The sequence below is a fragment of the Pseudonocardia broussonetiae genome, assembly GCF_013155125.1.
In the GTDB taxonomy this organism is placed as follows: Bacteria; Actinomycetota; Actinomycetes; order Mycobacteriales; family Pseudonocardiaceae; genus Pseudonocardia; species Pseudonocardia broussonetiae.
The window spans coordinates 329545-347235 of the sequence record NZ_CP053564.1; the positions used below are offsets into that span (position 1 = coordinate 329545).

Here is a 17691-nt window from a genome sequence, read left to right on the forward strand (position 1 = left end):
GATGGAGCCCGTCCGGGTGCTCGTCGTCGACGACCAGCGGCCGTTCCGGCTGGTCGCCGCCGCCGTGCTCGCCCGGACGCCGGGGTTCCTGCTGGTCGGCGAGGCCGGCACGGGCGAGGAGGCGCTGGTGCTCGCGGCGTCGCTGCACCCCGACCTCGTCCTGCTCGACGTCCGGCTGCCCGGCCTCAGCGGCGTGCAGGTGGCCGCGCTGCTCGTCGAGCGGGCGCCGCGGACCGTCGTCGTCCTGTGCTCCAGCTACGCCCGCGCCGACCTCCCGTTCCCCGTGGACAGCCCGGGCGTCGCCGCCTACCTGCACAAGGAGGAGCTGCGCCCGGCCGCGCTGCGCGCGGTCTGGGAGGACGCCGTCAGCTCTCGCTGAGCGCCGCCGCCGGGGGCGTGCGCGCCGCCCGCAGCCCGGGGCGCGCCGCGGCCAGCAGCGCGCCGAGCAGCGCCACCGGCCCGATCGCGACGAGCAGCGTGACGGGGACCGCGACGTCGCCCGCCACGCCCGTCGACAGCGCCACCTCCGCCCACAGCACCCGCCCGACGGCCAGCCCGAGCGGCACCCCGACCAGCAGCGCGGGCAGGACGGTGGCCGCGGCCAGCACCGCGACCGTGGACCGCAGCTGCCCCGGGGTGCCGCCGAGCGCGGCCAGCACGGCGAGATCGCCGGTGTGGCGCCGGGTGGCCGACAGCACCGCCTGCGCCGTGCCGGCCCCGCCGACGAGCGCGAGGACGAGCGCGAGCAGCTCCGGCAGCGCGACGAGGTCGGCGAGGGTGGCGACCGACGGCGGCACCTCCCGCTCGAACACCTCCAGCCGCGCCGACAGCTCGGCGTAGAGCTCGCCCGCCGCGCCCGGCACGGCCAGCACGTGCCCGGCGACGAGCGGCTCGTTGAGACCGATCGCGGCGAGCTGCTCCGGCACGAGCTGCGCGACCTCCCCGAGCACGCCGGTGTTCTCCGAGCGCACCACCACCAGTCCGGTGACGGCGAGCGGCACCGGGCTGCCGTCCGGCGCCCGCGCGGTGACGGTGTCGCCGACGGCGATCCCCAGGCGCGCGGCGAACCGCGGTCCGAGCGCCACCTCCCCCGGAGCCTGCGCCGGGCGGCCCTGCGCGGTCTCCACCGGCAGCGACCCGACGCGGCGCTCCCGGGCCGAGGCCTCCAGCCGCACGCCCGCGATCTCGACGTCGGCCCCGTTCGAGACCTCCAGCGCGGCCACCCGCGGGTCGGCGGCGAGCGCGGCGAGGTCGTCGGGGCGCGCGTCGACGACGGTGAGGTCGGCGACCTGCCCGTACCGCGCCGGGGTCTCCACGAGCCGGGCCGCGCCCGCCCCGAACACGGCCGCGGCCACCACGCCGGTGACGGCGGCGGCCGCGCCGAGCGTCGCCAGCAGCTCGCGCGGCCCGCGGCGCAGCGCCAGCCCGAGGCCGACGACCACGGCGGGCGCCCGGCCGCCCCAGCGCGGCGCGCGCGACACGACCCGGCGCACCCCCGGCGCGCGCAGCCCGGCGACGACCGCGGCCAGCGCCGTGAGCAGCAGGAACACCGCGGCGAGCAGCACGGCGCCGCCCGCGGCCAGCGCCAGCGGCGGCCGGAACCCCGGATCGGGCTCGTAGGCGGCCTGGCTGCCCAGCGGCGGCAGCACCCCCGCCGTGAACGCCAGCGCGCCGCCCACCAGCCCCGCGACGGCCGCCGCCGGAGCCGCGGCGAGCACCCGTGCGCCGGCCCGTCCGGCGGCGGTGAGCCCGAGCGCCGACTCGACGCGCTGCGCGGCGTGCCCGGCGCCGTGGTGGCGCAGCAGCGCCTGCCCGACGACGAGCAGCCCGCCGGCGGCCAGCACCAGGGCGAACACGGAGAGCCCTCCGGTGAGGACGCGCTCGGCCGTGCGGACGGCCGGGTCGACGTCGAGGCGCGGCCGGTCGACGGTCGGGAAGAAGTACTGCGCCACCAGCGACGGCGGCTGCGCGGCCGCGGCCGCCGCGTAGGCCCCGGCGAACGCGTCCGCGGCGCCGTCGCGCAGGTCGACGAACACCGGGCTCGACACGGCGTCGGCCGCGTACCGCTCGGCGAACGCCGGCCCGGCCAGCACGTTCGCCAGCGCACCGCCCCAGCCGGGCATCCGGGCGATCCCGACGACCCGCACGGTCGCGACCGGCCCGTCCGGCGTCCCGAAGCCGACGTCGAACCGCGCCACCTCGTCGAGGGTGAGCATCCGCAGCGTCAGCTCGTCGCCGACGCCGTAGCCGCCCGTCCCGGCCAGCGGCTCGCCGATCAGCACCTCGTCGACGGCGTCCGGGGAGGGGGCGCGGCCCTGCAGCACCACCGGCTCGACGAGGTCGCCCGGCGGGTCGGCGCCGGCCCCCAGCGACACGTACCGCACGGCCGGGCCGTCGATCTGGGCGATGAACCCCGTCGTCACCCACGCCCGCTCGACGCCCGGCAGCCCCGGCACGGCGGCGGCGAGCGCGGGCTGGTCGGCCGGGACGAGCACCCGGGCGTCGTCGAGGTGCACGGCCTCGACCAGCCGCGGGTAGGCGGTGGCCGTGCGCACCGCGAGCGCCGCCGCCGCCAGCACGACCCCGCCGGCCAGGCCGAACACCAGGCCGAGCGCGAGCAGGGCGCGCCACCGCGTCCGCAGCTCCGCGCGCGCCACGGCCCGGACGGCGCTCACCTCCGCTCCACCGGCACCGTCGCCGTGACGGTCGTCCCGACGCCGGGCGTGGACGTCCAGCGCACCGAGCCGCCGACCGCGCCGAGCCGGTCGGCCATGTTCTGCAGCCCCGCGCCCGTGGGGGCGCCGGTGAACCCGGGGCCGGTGTCGCCGACCTCGACGACGAGGTGGCCGTCGCGGCGGTCGACGTCGATCTCCACCTCGGAGCCGGGGGCGTGCTTGGCCGCGTTCTGCAGGGCCTCCAGGCAGCAGAAGTAGACGGCGGCCTCGACCGGCTCGGGATGGCGGCCGACGTCGCCCGCCCGGACGTGGACGGCGAGCGGGCTGCGCGCGGCGGCGGCGCGCAGCGCGTCGGGCAGGCCCGCGTCGCGCAGGAGCGGCGGGTAGATGCCGTGGGCGAGGTCGCGCAGCGCCGAGATCGACTCGCGGACGCCGCGGTCGAGCTCGTCGAGCAGCTCGACGTCGGCGGTGTTGCCGGCGCTCTCCGCGGTGTCGCGCACCAGCCGCAGGCCCACCGCGATGGCGACGAGGTGCTGCTGCGCGCCGTCGTGCAGGTCGCGCTCGATGCGGCGCCGCTCGGCGTCGGCCGTGCTGACCAGGCGGGCGCGGGAGGCCTGCAGCTCGGCGTTGGCGCGGCGGAGGTCGGCGAGGGTGTCGGTCAGCGCCTCGTCCAGCGCGCGGTTGCGCAGCACGATCGCGAGCCGGCGGGCGACCTCGCCGAGCGCGCGCTCGTCGGCGCCGGTGAGGGCGTCGGCGTCCCCGGTCCGCTCGACGACCAGCAGCGCGAGCACGCGCCCCCCGTGCACGGCCGGGGCGAACCGCAGCTGGACGTCGGGCCCGCGGCCCTCCAGCAGGCGGGGCAGCCACAGCCGCAGCCACCCGGGACCGCCGACGCCCGCGCGGGCCAGCAGCGCGAGCTCGGCCTTGTCGAGCGGGCGCGGCCCGGGCTCGTCCCCGGCCGGGACGGCGAGCGTGCGGTGCAGGACGTCGTCGCCGCCGGGGGCAGGCGACCAGATCTCGACGCGGGCGAGCCGGTGCTCGCGGCGCAGCGACTCGGCGAGGCGGCGCAGCAGGTCCTCGTCGTCGCCCTCCCCGTCGCCGCCCTCCGCGGAGTCGGACGCGGGATCGGCGACGGCGGCGAGCAGCTCGTCGGGCGAGCGGCGGGTGCCGTGCAGGGCGGCGCGGGCGGCGTGCGCGGCCCGGCGGGCGAGCGGGCGGGCCAGCGCGGCGGCGACGGCGGTGCCCACCACCAGCGGCGTGCCCAGCCCCCGCTCCGCCCCGACCGGCAGCCGCCCGAGCACGAGCAGGGCGGTGACCAGGCCCAGCGCCGCCGCCAGCCCGACGGCCGCGACGACGGCCCCGCCCGCCAGCACGGCCGCGCTCGCGCGCCGCAGCGGCGGCACCTCCGCCGCGACGACGCCCGCGAGCACCGACCCGCCCGCGCACCACGCGGCCACGGGCAGCGCAGGCCCGCCGCCCAGCAGCGACCCCGCCAGCGCGACGAGCAGCACGCCGGCCGCCACCAGCACGCCCGCCGCCACGAGCGACCAGCGCGCGCGGACCCCCGGCCTCACGGCGCCGCCCCGGCCGGCACCCGGCCGTCGTCGACGACCCGGCCGTCGCGCATCCGCACCACCCGCTGGGCCGCCGCGGCCACCTCGGGCGCGTGCGTGACGAGCAGGATCGTCTGCCCGGCCGCGTGCAGGCGGGCGAACAGGTCGAGCACCTCGGCCTGGCCGTCGGAGTCGAGCGCGCCCGTCGGCTCGTCGGCGAGCAGCACCGTCGGCCGGTTGGCCAGCGCGCGGGCGATCGCGACGCGCTGGCGCTGCCCGCCGGACAGGGCGCCGGGCAGCTCGCCGGAGCGGTCGAGCAGGCCGAGGGTGTCGAGGAGGTCGCGCGCGCGCTCCGTCGCCCGCGCGGGCCGCTCCCCCGCCACCAGCGCGGCCAGGGCCACGTTCTCCAGCGCCGACATGTGCTCGACGAGGTGGAAGAACTGGAACACCAGCCCGACGTGGCGGCGGCGCAGGCGGGCGAGCGCGGCGGCACCCAGGTCGTCGACGCGGGTGCCGGCGAGCTCGACGGCGCCCTCGTCCGCGCGGTCCAGCCCGGCGAGCAGGTGCAGCAGCGTCGACTTGCCGCACCCCGAGGGCCCCATCAGCGCGACGAACTCGCCGCTGTCCACCGTCAGGTCCACCCCGCGCAGCGCGCGCACGGCGACGTCCCCGCCGGAGCCGGACCCGTAGGTCCGGCGCAGGCCGCGCACCACGAGCGCGGGCGTCCGATCGTCCACCCGCGCAGCCTAGGAACGGCGGCAAGCGCGGCACGGGGGTGCTACCACCACCATCGGCGCGCGAGTGGTCAGCGCAGCGGGGCCTCGTCCAGGTACCGCTCCGACTCGAGCTTGTGCATCCGCTCGTCGTGCGAGATCTGGCGCAGCAGGTCGGCGACGGAGCCGTGGGAGCCGTACCGCGCGGCGAACGCGGAGCGGTGGGGCACCGCCTCGAGCTCGGGGTGCTCGGCGACGAACTCGGCGTAGGTGTGCTCGGCGTGGTCCTCGAAGTCGGCGTTGAGCCGGTACGCCCGGCGCGGCGCGACGACGTGCAGCAGCCAGGACAGGTGGTAGTAGCTCGCGGCCATCACCCACGGCAGCAGCCGGAACCGGAACCACGAGCGGCCCCCGCCGCGGGCGGCCACCAGCTCGCTGAGGATCAGCAGGTGCCACTGCTCGTTGTCCTGCTGCGCCCGGTTCTCCTCGATCCGCTCGGTGATCCGGTGGGCGAGCCCGGCGTCGCGGTGGCGGCGGCCCAGCGCGCGGTAGGCCGCGTTCTCCCAGATCTGGTACGGGATCCGCGCCACGACCTCCAGGACCATGAACTTCTCCAGCGTCCCCCGCCTGCCGTAGAGCAGGTCCATCGTGACGAACAGCAGCCGCGCGACGGGGCCGTACGGGCGACGGGGGGTGGCGAGCGTCGCGCGGTGCTCGTGCAGCAGGGCGCGGCGGCCCAGGCGCGGCGTGCACGCGGCCGTGAGCGGGGCGAGGACGACCGTGGGGGCGGTGTCGGGCGCACCGGGGAACGGGTGGACGCGCGGGGCCGCGTGGTGGCGGGCGAGGGTCGGGGCGCTCATCGGTGCTCCTGCGGGCGGGCCGCCGGGGCCCGGCGGCGTCTGGCGCCCAGCCTGTCGCCGCGGCGCCGCCGCACCGACCCTGCTGCCCGGCCGACCGCTCCGCACCCCACCCCCACCGCCGCGGTGCGGCCAGCACCCCCGCCGTCCGGCGCAGCGGAGGGGGCCGGGCGTCAGAGCCCCAGCACCTCCGGCGCCGTCGCGATCTCGCGCAGCCGGTCGGCGGGTGCGTGGACGAGCCGGCGGGTGCCCTGGTCGAGCACGCCCATCACGCAGGAGATCTCCGCCGCCACGACGCCGTCGTCGCGGCGGACCGTGGAGTCGATCGTGAAGGCCCGCCCCGCGCCGAAGCCCACGCGCGAGTCGATCTCCACCTCGTCGCCCTGGCGCAGCTCGCGCAGGAACCGGACGCGCGTCTCCAGCAGCACGATGCCGAGCCCGAGCTCGACCATCCGGCCGAACGAGCAGCCGGCGGCGGCCAGGTGCGAGCTGCGCGCGTGCTCACCGAACTGGTGGTAGACGGCGTGGTTGACGTGCCCGTTCATGTCGAGCTCGTAGCTGCGCACGCCGACGCGGACCGAGAAGGGGGCCATGCGGGCATGATCTCCGGCCATGACGCAGATGCAGGACCCGGCCCGGGTGCGGATCCGCCGCCGGGTCGAGTGGGCGCAGACGGACGCGGCGGGCCACCACCACTGGACGGCGGTGCTGCACTGGGCCGAGCAGGCGGAGACCGTGCTGCACGAGCGGCTGGGCATCGCCGACGTGACGTTCGGCCGCGAGCCGCGCGTCAACGCCACGGTGGACTTCACCGAGCGGCTGTACTTCCGCGAGGCCGTCGACGTCGACTTCGCCGTGGAGCACGTCGGCACGACGTCGGCCCGCTACGCCTTCACGGTCACCCGCGACGGCGTGACGGCCGCGCGCGGGACGCTCTCCACCGTGCTGGTCGACCCGGGCACCGGCCGCCCCTCGCCGTGGCCCGAGGAGCTGCGCACCGCCCTCACCGCAGGTGGGGAGCAGGAACCGGGCTGAGGGGCCGTCAGCGGCGCGGCAGGTCCCGCGCCGCCGCCTGGGCGGGCGGGGCCGAGCGGAACGACCGGCGCGGAGGTGCCGCCGTCAGCCCCATCGCCGCGACGACGGCGGCGGCGCTGTCGTAGGTGCCGGTCGGCAGGGCCCACAGATCGGTGCGGGTGGCGGCGTCGGCGCCGTACTCCTCCGCGTGGATGATCAGCTGCCACTTGGCGGCCGGGAAGGCCAGGCCGCTGAGCACGTGCCGGACCCGCTGGACGTCCGCCGCTGTTCCCCTGCGCATCACGTGCTCTCCCTCGAACCCGATCAGTTGGGCAGGGGTACCCCGTTCAGCGCTGCGGCAAACGGGCGTCGACTGGTCCGTTCGCGGTGACGGGGGCTGATGTTGTGCGCGCCCTGGGCCGGTCGTAGGGTTGAGCGGCGGTTCGAGTACACAGTCCGCGCCTCAGTCCACGAACGCTCGAGGAGCCTGTGCGCATGAGTGGCGATCTTCCCCTCGACGGCGGGGTGTCCGGTGACCCCGGCGACGTCGGCGAGGTCATCCGGTTCGACGTGGTCGGCCACGGCGACGGTGCGACCGTCGTGCACGTGGTCGGCGAGATCGACACGCTGACGGCCCCCCTGCTGCGAGCCCAGCTCGACGAGCAGATCGCGGCCGTGCCGCTCGTCGTCCTCGACCTCAGCGACGTCACCTTCCTCGGCTCGGCCGGCCTCGCCGTCCTGGTCGCGGCCAAGGACGACGCCGACCGCCGCGGGCACCGCCTGCGCCTGGTCTGCGGCTCGCGCATCGTGACCCGCGCCCTGCAGGCCACCGGCCTGCTCACCCTCTTCGACACCGCCGACGGCGTGTCGGAGGCCCTCGACGTCAGCGCCTGAGGCGCTCGTCGCCCCTGCCGGGGCAGGGAGGCGTGAGGGTGCCTGGTGGCCCCCGCGGTCTTCAACACCGACGTGGCCGGGCATCCCGGCCAGGCGGGTTCGATTCCCGTCCGCCTCCGCCACCCGGGCCGTTGCGCGGTCCGCGTCACCGTGCGCTGCGCAGGCGTGCCCCGTTCGGTTGCGGACCGCACCCGGCGGGTCGGTGGCAGATAACCCCTGTTCAGTGGGATCGTGAGCCGATGGACCCCGACGACCTGACGGCGATGGGCGCCGCGGAGATCGCGGCGCGCGTGCACGACGGCTGGAGCAGCGCCGTCGACGTCGCACGGGCCCACCTCGCCCGCATCGAGTCCCGCGACGGCGTCGTGGGGGCGTTCCAGGTCGTCGACGCCCGCCGCGTGCTCGCCGAGGCCGAGGCCGTCGACGGCCGGGCCGACCGCTTCGCACTGCCGCTCGCCGGCGTGCCGGTGGCCGTCAAGGACTGCGTCGACGTCGCCGGCTACCCGACCCGCCACGGCAGCACCGCCACCTCCGACGCCCCCGCCCGGCGCGACGACGAGCTGGTCAAGCGGCTGCGCGCGGCCGGCGCGGTCGTGATCGGCAAGACGCGGATGCCCGAGCTCGCGATCTGGGGCTTCACGCAGTCGCGCCTCGGCGACACCCGCAACCCGCTCGACGAGGCGCTCGACCCGGGCGGGTCCAGCGGGGGCAGCGCCGCCGCGGTCGCCGCGGGGATGGCCACGCTCGCGCTGGGCACCGACGGCGGCGGCTCGATCCGCATCCCGGCCGCCTACTGCGGGCTGGTCGGCGTCAAGCCCGGCTCCGGGGTCGTCCCGCTGCCGGGGAAGGCGCAGGAGCACTGGTACGGCATGTCGGCCGCCGGGCCGCTGGCCCGCACGGCCGCCGACGCCGCGCTCATGCTCGGCGTGCTGCGCGGCGAGCCCGTCGTGCTGGGCGAGCGGGGGCCGTCGCGGATCGTGCTGTCGCTGCGCGTGCCGTCGCCGATCGGGCGGCTGCACCCCGACCACCGCTCGGCCGCCGTCGGCGCGGCCGCGCGGCTGCGCGCCGGTCCGGGCGGCGCCGTCGTCACCCTCGCCGACCCGCCCTACCCCGCCGGCCTGGCGCTGCAGTGGATGCGGCGCTGGCACGCGGGCGTGGCGCAGGACCTGGCGGCGCTGGGGCTCGACCCGTCCGACGTCGAGCGGCGCACCGCCGCCGTGGCCCGCCGGGGCCGCCGCGCCCGTCCCGGGCCCCGCGCGGTGCGCGCCTGGCGCGACCGCATGGTCGCCTGGCTCGACGACGGCGGCTACGACCTGATGATGAGCCCCGCCGTCGCCGGTCCGGCGCCCGCCGCCGGTTCGCTGCACCGCCGCGGCTACACCCGCACCCTGCTCGCCCAGACCCGCCAGGTGCCGTTCACGCAGGCCTGGAACCTGGCCGGGCTGCCCGCGATGGTGGCGCCGGTCGTGATCGCGGGCCGGGCCGTCGGCGTCCAGCTCGTGGGCCGCCCGGGGTCGGAGGCGGCCCTGCTCACCGCCGCGGCCCGCCTGGAGCACCGGCCGGTGCCGGTGGGGGCGGCGGCGAGCCCGCGCAGCTACGCCTGACGCCGGTCACGCCGGGGCCCCTTTGCTCTGCGCACCGATACGCACCGGCCCGTCCCACCCGGTGCGTATCGGTGTGCAGAGCAAAGTCAGTGCGGATCGGGCTCCACGAACGGCGCCAGCAGCCCCGGCACCGCGTCGACGGCCAGCGCCAGCACCTCGTCCTGGCCGGCCCACGCGATCGTCCGGTCGCCCTTTCCGGCCGCCACCGCTGCCGTCACCGACAGCAGCCGCGGGCGCCGCTGGAACACGCTGCGCCGCACCCGCCACGCGATGATCCCGTCGCGCCGCACCACCGCGGTGCTGCGGACCGCGGCCCCGCCCCGGGCCACCAGGAACGGACCCGACAGCGCGTGCCCGAGGTTCGCGAACTCCAGCAGCGCGCCCGCCACCGCCACCGGCACGAGCAGCAGCGCCAGCTGCCACGGCCAGTGCGCGAACACCCCGAGCCCCGCCGGGACCGCCAGCCCGAGCGCGGGCAGCGCCGACGCGGGCACCCACCGCACCAGCAGCACCCGCAGCGCCGCCCGCGGGTGCCGGCGCAGGGGCACCGCGGCCGGGGAGTCCGGCACGCCGAGCACGTCGGCGGTGACCCGGTGGGCGAGGCCGGCGGGCACTGCGGGCAGCAGCAGGTCGGAGTCGCGCCGCTCCTTCCCGTCCGCGCCCGCCGCGCCGACCCCCGCCGCCACGATCCGGGCCCGCGCTCCCCCGCCCAGGCGCAGCAGCAGCGGCTCGTCGACGCGGACCCCGCGGATCCGGGCCTCCTCGATCGTCACCGAGCGCTGCGTCAGCAGGCCGTAGGTCAGGCGCAGGGTCCGGTCGTCGCCGCGGACCAGCCGGAACCCGCCGTAGAGGACGACGTAGAGCACCGTCGAGAGCACGGTGTTGAGCAGCACCAGCCCGAGGAGCACCGCGAGCACGACCAGCGGCACCCCGACGCCCCGGACCCACTCCACGGCCGACCGCACCGGCCCCGAGCGCCACAGCTGCCCGTAGTCGATCGCGTCGGCGAACTGCGCGAGCGCGGCGGCCACCACCCCGACCGCGACGAGGCCCAGCAGGGAGAGCGGCGCCAGCCGCACCCACGACGCCGAGAAGGCGGCCATCGGGGCGGTGGGCGCCTCCTCGACGGACCCGGCGCCGGGCTCGTCCGTGCGGGCGGGCCCGCGCGCCAGCAGCACCGACCGCAGCCGCTCGGCCTCGGCCGTCGACACGGCCTGGAGCTTCACGTCGTCGTCGGACTCCCCGCCCTGGCGCCCGGTCCCGATCGCGACGACGGCGAGCCCGGCGAGGCGGTGCACGACGTCCACGGTGAGGTCGACCGACCGGAGTCGGTCGCGCGGCACCGACCGCTCCTGCCGCACGAGCAGCCCGCTGCGCAGCTCCACGTGGGTGTCGGTGACGCGGTAGGTCGTGGTCGCCCAGGCCCACCCGCTCAGCGCGAGGATCCCGACCACGACCACCGCGCCGATCGCCGGCTCGACCCAGCCGACCCGGTCCCAGCCGCGGAACGTCACGGCCACGGCCCCGGCGAGCAGCAGCCCCGCGGCCGGGCGCACGGCCTCCACCCAGATCGAGCGGCGGTCGAGCCGGCTCCATGCGGTCACCGGCGGCGCGCCGGTGACGGTCACGTCGCGTCCCCGGGGGTGGCCTCCGTGGCGGCGGTGAGCCGCTCGACGAGCTCGGCGGCGGCGTCGCGGTCCAGCCCCTTGATCTTCAGCGCGCCCGCCGTCGACGCCGTCGTGACGGTCACCGTCGACAGCCCGAGCCACTGCTGCAGCGGGCCGCGCTGCGTGTCGACGGTCTGCACCCGCGACAGCGGCGCCACCCGCCAGTCCTCGATCACCGTGCCCGTGCGCACGTAGACGGCCACGTCGGTGACCTCCCACCGGTGGCGCGCGTACCGGACGCGCGGCGAGACGGCCACGTCGACGAGCGCCACCACCGCGACGGCGACCTCCAGGGCCACCAGCCACCCGGGCCGCCAGAACACGAGCACGACCCCGACGGCGACGAGCACCGCCACCCAGAACAGCGCGTCCTGCAGCCGCCACCACGTGACCGCGCGGGGGTCGACCTGGTGGGCGGGCGCGCGCAGCCGCAGGCGCGGGGCGGCGGACGGTGCGGTGCTCATGGCACCACCGTGCCCGTGCCGCGGCGCGGTGTCGTCATCCTTTCGTCTGCTCCCGCCCGGGGTCGTTCGTCATCCCCCCGCGGGCGGGTCCCAGGTCCCGTCGACGACGAACCGCTCCAGCGTCGCGGTGTACGGCGCGAGGTCCATCCCCTGCGCGGCGACCCACCCGTCGTCGTCGTAGCTGTGGCGGTAGCGCTCGCCGCCGTCGCAGATCAGGGAGACGACGCTGCCGCGCCGGCCCTCGCGCAGCATCCGCGCGACGATCCCGCACACGCCCCACAGGTTGGTGCCCGTCGACCCGCCCGCCCACGTGCCGGTGCGCCCGCGCAGGAACCGCGCGGCCGCGATGCTCGCCGCGTCCGGCACGCGGATCATGGCGTCGACGACGCCGGGCACGAAGCTCGGCTCCATCCGCGGTCGTCCGATGCCCTCGATCCTCCCGCTGACGCCGGTGGCGTGGTCGCGGGCCCCGCTCTCCCACCCCGGCGCGAACGACGAGTTCTCCGGGTCGACGACGGCCAGGCGGGTGTCGTGGCGGCGGTAGCGCAGGTAGCGCCCGATCGTCGCCGACGTGCCGCCGGTGCCCGCCCCGACCACGATCCACTCCGGCACCGGGTGCGGCTCCTGCGCCATCTGCTGGAAGATCGACTCGGCGATGTTGTTGTTGCCGCGCCAGTCGGTGGCGCGCTCGGCGTGGGTGAACTGGTCGAGGTAGTGCCCGCCGCAGCCGTCGGCCAGGCCCTGCGCGACGTCGTAGACCTCGGGCCCGTGCTCGACGAAGTGGCAGCGCGCCCCGTACCGCTCGATCAGCGCGACCTTCTCCGGGCTCGTGCTCCGCGGCATCACCGCCACGAACGGCACCCCGATCAGCCGCGCGAAGTACGCCTCCGACACCGCCGTCGACCCCGAACTGGCCTCCACCACCGTCGTGCCCTCGACGATGTGCCCGTTGACCAGCGCGTACAGGAACAGCGACCGCGCCAGCCGGTGCTTCAGGCTGCCCGTCGGGTGCACCGACTCGTCCTTGAGGTACACGCTCACCCCCCAGTCCCGCGGCAGCGGGAACACGTGCAGGTGGGTGTCGGCGGAGCGGTTGGCGTCGGCCTCGACCAGGCGGATCGCCTCGTGCACCCAGGCCCGGGTGCGGGCGGACGAGCGGTCGTACGAAGCCTCCACACCCGAACGCTAGCCGCCCCGCCCGACACGTCGGCGACGGGCGCGGGGCGGGCGGCGGGCTGGGGCGGGGGGCGGCGGGCTGGGGGCGGCGGGCGCCGGGGGGCGGGCTGGGCGCGGCGGGCTGCGGGCATTTGGGGGGCGGGCACCGGGCGGCGGGCGGCGGGGGGCGGGCACCGGCGGCGGGCACCCGGGGGGGTGGGCACTGGGGCGGGCTGGGGGCCTGCACCCGGTGCGGGCAACCGGGGGGCGGGCACCGAGGGGCGGCTGGGTGCGGCGGGCGGCGGGCGGAGTGGGCGGCGCGCGGAGTGGGCGGCGGGCGGAGTGGGCGGCGGGCGGAGTGGGCGGCGGGCGGAGTGGGCGGCGGGCGGAGTGGGCGGCGGGCGGGCGGAGCCGGACCGGTGATCACCGAGACCGCACCACCAGCGCCCTCGCCACGACCGTCACGTCACACTCCCGACGATCACCGCCGAGTGATCGCCGAGACCGCACCGTCAGCGCCCTCCCCACGACCGTGACGGCGCACTCTCGACGATCACCGCACCCGCCGCACCCGAGCACCCGCCGCAACCACCGCGGATCCGGCCGCGGGCCCCAGACCCGTGATCACCAAGACCGCACCACCAACGTCGTCCGCACGGCCTTCACGTCACGCTCCTGACGACCACCGCCCGGTGATCACCGAAACCGCACCACCACTGCCCCCGCCACGACCCCCACGTCACACTCCCGACGATCACAGCTCTGTGATCACCGAGAGCGCACCCTCAGCGCCCTCCTGACGACCGTGACGGCGCACTCTCGACGATCACCGAACCCGTCGCGCCCGGCCCCGAACCCGCCACCCGGCCCACGACGCCACGACGCCACGACGCCACGACGCCACGACGCCACGACGCCAGCTCACCCCAACCGGATCCGCCCACCCCCACCCCGCACCCTCCCGATGACCGCAGCCGGACCCCCCAGCGCCGCCACCGCCTCCGCCGCCCGCTCCGGCGACGCACCGAAGAGCAGGCCGCCGGAGGTCTGGGCGTCGGCCAGCAGCTGCACGTCCAGCTCCCCCACCCCGTCCGCATCGACCCAGGGCGCCACCCACTCCCGGTTGCGCCGCGAGCCGCCGGGAACGGTGCCGGCGGCGGCGAGGTCGCGGACGCCGTCGAGGAAGGGGACGGCGGCGACGTCGATCTCCGCGTCCACCCCCGACGCCGCGGCCATCTTCGCCAGGTGCCCGAGCAGGCCGAAGCCGGTGACGTCGGTGCAGCCGGTGGCGCCGGCGTCGAGCGCGGCGCGGGCGGCGGGGCCGTTGGAGGCCGTCATCGACGCGACGGCCGCATCGGCCAGCGCGGCCGACGCGGTGCCGGCCTTGATCGCGGTCGTGGCGATCCCGATGCCGAGCGCCTTGGTGAGGACGAGGACGTCGCCGTCGCGCAGCCCGCGGTTGGTGAGGATCCGGTCCGGGTGCACCTCCCCGACGACGGCGAGCCCGTACTTGGGCTCCGGGTCGTCGACGCTGTGCCCGCCGACCACGGCGAACCCGCTCTCCTCGCCGATCTCCGCTCCCCCGGCCAGCACCTCGGCGAGCAGGGACATCGGCAGGTCGTCGCGCGGCCACGCGACGAGGTTGAGCGCGAACAGCGGCCGCCCGCCCATCGCCCACACGTCCGACACCGCGTTCTGCGCCGCGATGCGGCCCCAGGTGCGGGCGTCGTCGACGACGGGGGTGAAGAAGTCGGTGGTGGCGACGAGCGCGCGGTCGGCGTCGAGGCGCCAGACGGCGGCGTCGTCGCCGGTCTCGGTGCCGACGAGGAGGTCGGGCGAGGTGGGCGGGGTCAGGGTGGCGAGCAGCTCCGCGACGTGTGCGGGGCCGAGCTTGCACCCGCATCCCGCGCCGTGGCTGAACTCGGTGAGCCGGCGTGAGGACATGCCTGCACCCTACGAGCGGCGCTCGTAGGGTGGCGCCCGTGACCGACGCCCGCCGCCTCGTCCCGCGGACCGACACCGTGCTCGCGGAGCCCGCCGTCGCGGCTGCGGCGGAGCGGCTGGGGCGCGCGGTGGTCAAGGGCGCGGTCGTCGCCGCGCAGGACCGGGCCCGCCGGGGCGAGATCGGCCCGGCCGACGTCCCCGGCGCCGCGCTGGCCGCCCTGCCGTCCGCCGCCGCGTCGCTGACGCCCGTCGTCAACGCCACCGGCGTGCTGCTGCACACCAACCTGGGCCGGGCGCCGCTCTCGGCCGCCGCCCGCGAGGCCCTCGGCCTCGCCGCCGGCACCTGCGACGTCGAGCTCGACCTCGCCACCGGCGGCCGGGGCGCCCGCGGCGCCGCTACCGTCGACGCCCTGCTCGCCGCCGTCCCCGGCGCCGCGGCCGCGCACGTGCTCAACAACGGCGCCGCGGCGGTCGCGATGGTGGCCGCCGCGCTGGCCGGGGGCGGGCGGGAGATCGTCATCGCGCGGGGAGAGCTGGTCGAGATCGGCGCCGGGTTCCGCATCCCCGACCTGCTGACGTCCACGGGCGCGCGGCTGCGCGAGGTCGGCACCACCAACCGCGTGAGCCCGGCCGACTACGCCGACGCGGTCGGCCCCGACACCGCGTTCGTGCTCAAGGTGCACCCGTCGAACTTCGTCGTCAGCGGGTTCACCCGCTCCTGCGAGGTCGACGAGCTGACGGGGCTGGGCGTGCCGGTCGTCGCCGACATCGGGTCCGGCCTGCTCGCCCCGCACCCCCTGCTCCCCGACGAGCCCGACGCCGCCACCACGCTCGCCCGCGGCGCCGCGCTCGTCACCGCCTCGGGCGACAAGCTGCTCGGCGGCCCGCAGGCCGGGCTGCTGCTCGGCGGCCCGGGCGCGGGCGCCGAGCTCGTCGCGCGGATCCGGCGGCACCCGCTGGCGCGCGCGATGCGCGTCGACAAGCTCACCCTCGCCGCGCTGGAGGCCACGCTGCGCGGGCCGGTGCCGCCCGTCCGGGTCGCGCTCGACGCCGACGCGGCCGTTCTGCGCGCCCGCGCCGAGGCGCTGGTGGCGCGGCTGCCCGGCGTCGACGCGGTGGCCGTCAACAGCACCTCCACCGTCGGCGGCGGCGGGGCGCCCGGCGTCACGCTGCCCAGCGCGGCGCTGTCGCTGCCCGAGCCCTACGCGGCGGCCCTGCGCGCCGGGCGCCCGGCCGTGCTGGGGCGCCTGGAGCACGGGCGCTGCCTGCTCGACCTGCGCGCGGTCCCCCCGGAGTCGGACGACGCCGTGGCCGAGGCGGTGGCGGGCGCGCCGTGCAGGTGATCGCCACCGCCGGGCACGTCGACCACGGCAAGTCGACGCTGGTCCGCGCGCTCACCGGGATGGAGCCCGACCGCTTCGCCGAGGAGCAGCGCCGCGGCATGACCATCGACCTGGGGTTCGCCTGGACCGACCTGGGCGCGGCCGGCACCGTCGCCTTCGTCGACGTCCCGGGTCACGAGCGGTTCGTGACGACGATGCTCGCCGGGGTGGGGCCGGTGCCGGCGGTGCTGCTCGTCGTCGCCGCCGACGAGGGCTGGATGCCGCAGTCGGCCGAGCACCTCGACGCGCTCGTCGCCCTCGGTGTCCGCGACGGGCTGCTGGTGATCACCCGCAGCGACCTGATGGAGCCCGACCTCGCCCTCGACGACGCCCGCACGCACCTCGCCGGCACGCCGCTGGCCGACATCCCCGACGTCGCCGTCTCCGCGCTCACCGGCGCCGGCACGGACGCGCTGCGCACCGCGCTCGGCGCGCTGGCCGCCCGCCTGCCCGCCCCCGACGACGACGCCGACGTCCGGCTCTGGGTCGACCGCGCCTTCACCGTGCGCGGGGCCGGGACCGTCGTCACCGGCACGCTGCCGGGCGGGTGCCTGCGCGCCGGCGACGAGCTCGAGCTCGCCGGCGAGGAGGGCGTGCGCCGGGTGACCGTGCGCGGGCTGCAGAGCCTGGGCGCGCCCGTCGGCGAGGCGCGCGGGGTGAGCCGCGTGGCGGTGAACCTGCGCGGGGTCCCGCGCGAGGCCGTCACCCGCGGTGACGCGCTGCTGGCCCGGGGGGCGTGGCTGCCCGTCACCACCCTCGACGTGCGCCTGCACCCGACCCGCGACGGCACCGACGACGACCTGCCGCGCGAGCTCGTCCTGCACATCGGCTCGGCCGCGGTGGCCGCCCGCGTCCGCCCGCTGGGCGCCGACACCGTCCGGCTGCGGCTGCGGCACCCGCTGCCGCTGCGCGTCGGCGACCGCGCGGTGCTGCGCGACCCCGGACGCCGCCGCGTGCGCGCCGGGATCACCGTCCTCGACGTCCGCCCGCCCGAGCTGCGCCGCCGCGGGGCGGCCGCGGCCCGCGCCGCCGAGCTGTCCACGATGGGCGCCGTGCCCGACCCGGCCGCCGAGCTGCGCCGCCGGGGCGTCGTGCGCAGCGCCGACCTGGCCGCGATGGGCGTGCCGGTCGCCGGGCTCGGCCCCGCCGCGGGCGGGTGGCTGGTCGACCCGGAGCACGCCGCGGCGGCCGCCCGCGCGCTGGCCACCGCCGTCGACGCCCACGACCGCGCCGACCCCCTCGACCCCGGGCTGCCCACCGAGGCCGCCCGGCGCGCGGCCGGGCTGCCCGACGCCCGCCTGCTCGACGCCGTGCTCGCCGCCGCCCCCGGCCTCGCGCACCGCGACGGGCGCGTCGCCCGCCCCCGGGCCGGGGCCCTCGCGCCCGCTCTCGTCACCGCGCTGGAGCGGCTGCGCGCCGACCTCGCCGACGCCCCGTTCGCCGCACCCGACGCCGCCCGGCTCGCCGAGCTCGGCCTCGGTCCGCGGGAGCTCGCCGCGCTCGTGCGGGCGGGCGAGCTGCTGCGCGTCGCCGACGGCGTGGTGCTCCTCGCCGGGGCCGACGACCGCGCCGTCGAGGCGCTCTCCGAGCTGCCCGGGGAGTTCACCGCGAGCCAGGCGCGGCAGGCGCTCGGCACCAGCCGACGGGTCGTGGTACCGCTGCTGGAGCTGCTGGCACGGGCCGGGCGCACCGTCCGCGGGGATGACGGTGCCCACCGACTGCGCGCCCCCGGTGGCATCGCGCCCCCCGGAGCCCTACCGTGAGCGGCG

Annotated in this window: 16 protein-coding genes and 1 tRNA gene; 7 read left to right on the forward strand and 10 right to left on the reverse strand. The window is 78.1% G+C overall.

The window, feature by feature from the left end; all coding sequences use genetic code 11:
- Nucleotide 1 precedes the first annotated feature (1 nt).
- On the forward strand, nt 2-379 hold the full coding sequence (locus tag HOP40_RS01585; RefSeq protein ID WP_172154062.1) for a response regulator transcription factor: 378 nt from the start codon (nt 2-4) through the stop codon (nt 377-379).
- Here HOP40_RS01585 and HOP40_RS01590 read toward each other — a convergent pair.
- From HOP40_RS01590 to HOP40_RS01610, 5 genes are all read right to left on the reverse strand, one after another.
- On the reverse strand, nt 366-2675 hold the full coding sequence (locus HOP40_RS01590) for an FtsX-like permease family protein (RefSeq protein WP_172154063.1): 2310 nt from the start codon (nt 2673-2675) through the stop codon (nt 366-368). The two genes, HOP40_RS01585 and HOP40_RS01590, sit on opposite strands and share 14 nt — an antisense overlap.
- On the reverse strand, nt 2672-4249 hold the full coding sequence (locus HOP40_RS01595; protein WP_172154064.1) for a sensor histidine kinase: 1578 nt from the start codon (nt 4247-4249) through the stop codon (nt 2672-2674). The genes HOP40_RS01590 and HOP40_RS01595 overlap by 4 nt, the downstream gene beginning before the upstream one ends.
- Nucleotides 4246-4965 (reverse strand): ABC transporter ATP-binding protein, encoded by a 720-nt coding sequence (locus tag HOP40_RS01600; protein ID WP_172154065.1) that lies wholly within the window; start codon nt 4963-4965, stop codon nt 4246-4248. The genes HOP40_RS01595 and HOP40_RS01600 overlap by 4 nt, the downstream gene beginning before the upstream one ends.
- Nucleotides 4966-5033: 68 nt before the next feature.
- Nucleotides 5034-5801 carry an alternative oxidase gene (locus tag HOP40_RS01605; protein ID WP_172154066.1) on the reverse strand — a complete coding sequence of 256 codons (768 nt, stop codon included), beginning with the start codon at nt 5799-5801 and terminating at the stop codon, nt 5034-5036.
- 170 nt (nt 5802-5971) lie between these two features.
- Nucleotides 5972-6391, reverse strand: a complete 420-nt coding sequence (locus HOP40_RS01610) for an acyl-CoA thioesterase (RefSeq protein ID WP_172154067.1) — start codon at nt 6389-6391, stop codon at nt 5972-5974.
- Between the two features lie 19 nt (nt 6392-6410).
- On the opposite strand from HOP40_RS01610, the gene HOP40_RS01615 reads away from it, so the two are divergent.
- On the forward strand, nt 6411-6833 hold the full coding sequence (locus HOP40_RS01615; protein ID WP_172154068.1) for an acyl-CoA thioesterase: 423 nt from the start codon (nt 6411-6413) through the stop codon (nt 6831-6833).
- A 7-nt stretch (nt 6834-6840) separates the two neighbouring features.
- Here HOP40_RS01615 and HOP40_RS01620 read toward each other — a convergent pair whose 3' ends face one another.
- On the reverse strand, nt 6841-7113 hold the full coding sequence (locus HOP40_RS01620) for a DUF2795 domain-containing protein (protein WP_172154069.1): 273 nt from the start codon (nt 7111-7113) through the stop codon (nt 6841-6843).
- Between the two features lie 194 nt (nt 7114-7307).
- On the opposite strand from HOP40_RS01620, the gene HOP40_RS01625 reads away from it, so the two are divergent.
- The 3 genes from HOP40_RS01625 to HOP40_RS01635 all read left to right on the forward strand — a co-directional run bounded on the left by HOP40_RS01625 (nt 7308) and on the right by HOP40_RS01635 (nt 9310).
- The gene (locus tag HOP40_RS01625) at nt 7308-7706 is read left to right on the forward strand and encodes an STAS domain-containing protein (protein ID WP_172154070.1); all 399 of its coding nucleotides are present in this window, start codon (nt 7308-7310) and stop codon (nt 7704-7706) included.
- 26 nt (nt 7707-7732) lie between these two features.
- Nucleotides 7733-7828, forward strand: a tRNA-Sec gene (locus HOP40_RS01630).
- 117 nt (nt 7829-7945) lie between these two features.
- A complete protein-coding gene (locus tag HOP40_RS01635; RefSeq protein WP_205347050.1) occupies nt 7946-9310 on the forward strand; it encodes an amidase in 1365 nt (454 codons plus the stop codon).
- An 86-nt stretch (nt 9311-9396) separates the two neighbouring features.
- Here HOP40_RS01635 and HOP40_RS01640 read toward each other — a convergent pair whose 3' ends face one another.
- The 4 genes from HOP40_RS01640 to selD all read right to left on the reverse strand — a co-directional run bounded on the left by HOP40_RS01640 (nt 9397) and on the right by selD (nt 14540).
- On the reverse strand, nt 9397-10938 hold the full coding sequence (locus tag HOP40_RS01640; protein ID WP_172154071.1) for a PH domain-containing protein: 1542 nt from the start codon (nt 10936-10938) through the stop codon (nt 9397-9399).
- Nucleotides 10935-11441 carry a PH domain-containing protein gene (locus tag HOP40_RS01645; RefSeq protein WP_172154072.1) on the reverse strand — a complete coding sequence of 169 codons (507 nt, stop codon included), beginning with the start codon at nt 11439-11441 and terminating at the stop codon, nt 10935-10937. Before HOP40_RS01645 ends, HOP40_RS01640 begins: the two co-directional genes overlap by 4 nt.
- Before the next feature lie 69 nt (nt 11442-11510).
- Nucleotides 11511-12617, reverse strand: coding sequence for an L-cysteine desulfhydrase Cds1 (cds1, locus tag HOP40_RS01650; protein ID WP_172154073.1), 1107 nt, complete (start codon nt 12615-12617; stop codon nt 11511-11513).
- A gap of 900 nt (nt 12618-13517) precedes the next feature.
- A complete protein-coding gene (gene selD / locus HOP40_RS01655) occupies nt 13518-14540 on the reverse strand; it encodes a selenide, water dikinase SelD (RefSeq protein WP_172154074.1) in 1023 nt (340 codons plus the stop codon).
- A 38-nt stretch (nt 14541-14578) separates the two neighbouring features.
- Here selD and selA point away from each other — a divergent pair, with 38 nt between their 5' ends.
- Together selA and selB are read left to right on the forward strand one after the other, a co-directional pair.
- Nucleotides 14579-15883 carry an L-seryl-tRNA(Sec) selenium transferase gene (selA, locus tag HOP40_RS01660; protein WP_172154075.1) on the forward strand — a complete coding sequence of 435 codons (1305 nt, stop codon included), beginning with the start codon at nt 14579-14581 and terminating at the stop codon, nt 15881-15883.
- Complete coding sequence (selB, locus tag HOP40_RS01665) at nt 15874-17685, forward strand: selenocysteine-specific translation elongation factor (RefSeq protein ID WP_172154076.1); 1812 nt, start codon at nt 15874-15876, stop codon at nt 17683-17685. The genes selA and selB overlap by 10 nt, the downstream gene beginning before the upstream one ends.
- Nucleotides 17686-17691: the final 6 nt, after the last annotated feature.

Excerpts from the sequence above, each read along its gene's own strand:
- HOP40_RS01625 (WP_172154070.1), top strand. The coding sequence starts at position 7,308 with ATGAGTGGCGATCTTCCCCTCGACGGCGGGGTGTCCGGTGACCCCGGC.
- HOP40_RS01610 (WP_172154067.1), bottom strand. The coding sequence starts at position 6,391 with ATGGCCCCCTTCTCGGTCCGCGTCGGCGTGCGCAGCTACGAGCTCGAC.
- HOP40_RS01585 (WP_172154062.1), top strand. The coding sequence starts at position 2 with ATGGAGCCCGTCCGGGTGCTCGTCGTCGACGACCAGCGGCCGTTCCGG.
- HOP40_RS01645 (WP_172154072.1), bottom strand. The coding sequence starts at position 11,441 with ATGAGCACCGCACCGTCCGCCGCCCCGCGCCTGCGGCTGCGCGCGCCC.
- HOP40_RS01635 (WP_205347050.1), top strand. The coding sequence starts at position 7,946 with ATGGACCCCGACGACCTGACGGCGATGGGCGCCGCGGAGATCGCGGCG.
- selD (WP_172154074.1), bottom strand. The coding sequence starts at position 14,540 with ATGTCCTCACGCCGGCTCACCGAGTTCAGCCACGGCGCGGGATGCGGG.
- HOP40_RS01605 (WP_172154066.1), bottom strand. The coding sequence starts at position 5,801 with ATGAGCGCCCCGACCCTCGCCCGCCACCACGCGGCCCCGCGCGTCCAC.
- HOP40_RS01615 (WP_172154068.1), top strand. The coding sequence starts at position 6,411 with ATGACGCAGATGCAGGACCCGGCCCGGGTGCGGATCCGCCGCCGGGTC.
- HOP40_RS01620 (WP_172154069.1), bottom strand. The coding sequence starts at position 7,113 with ATGCGCAGGGGAACAGCGGCGGACGTCCAGCGGGTCCGGCACGTGCTC.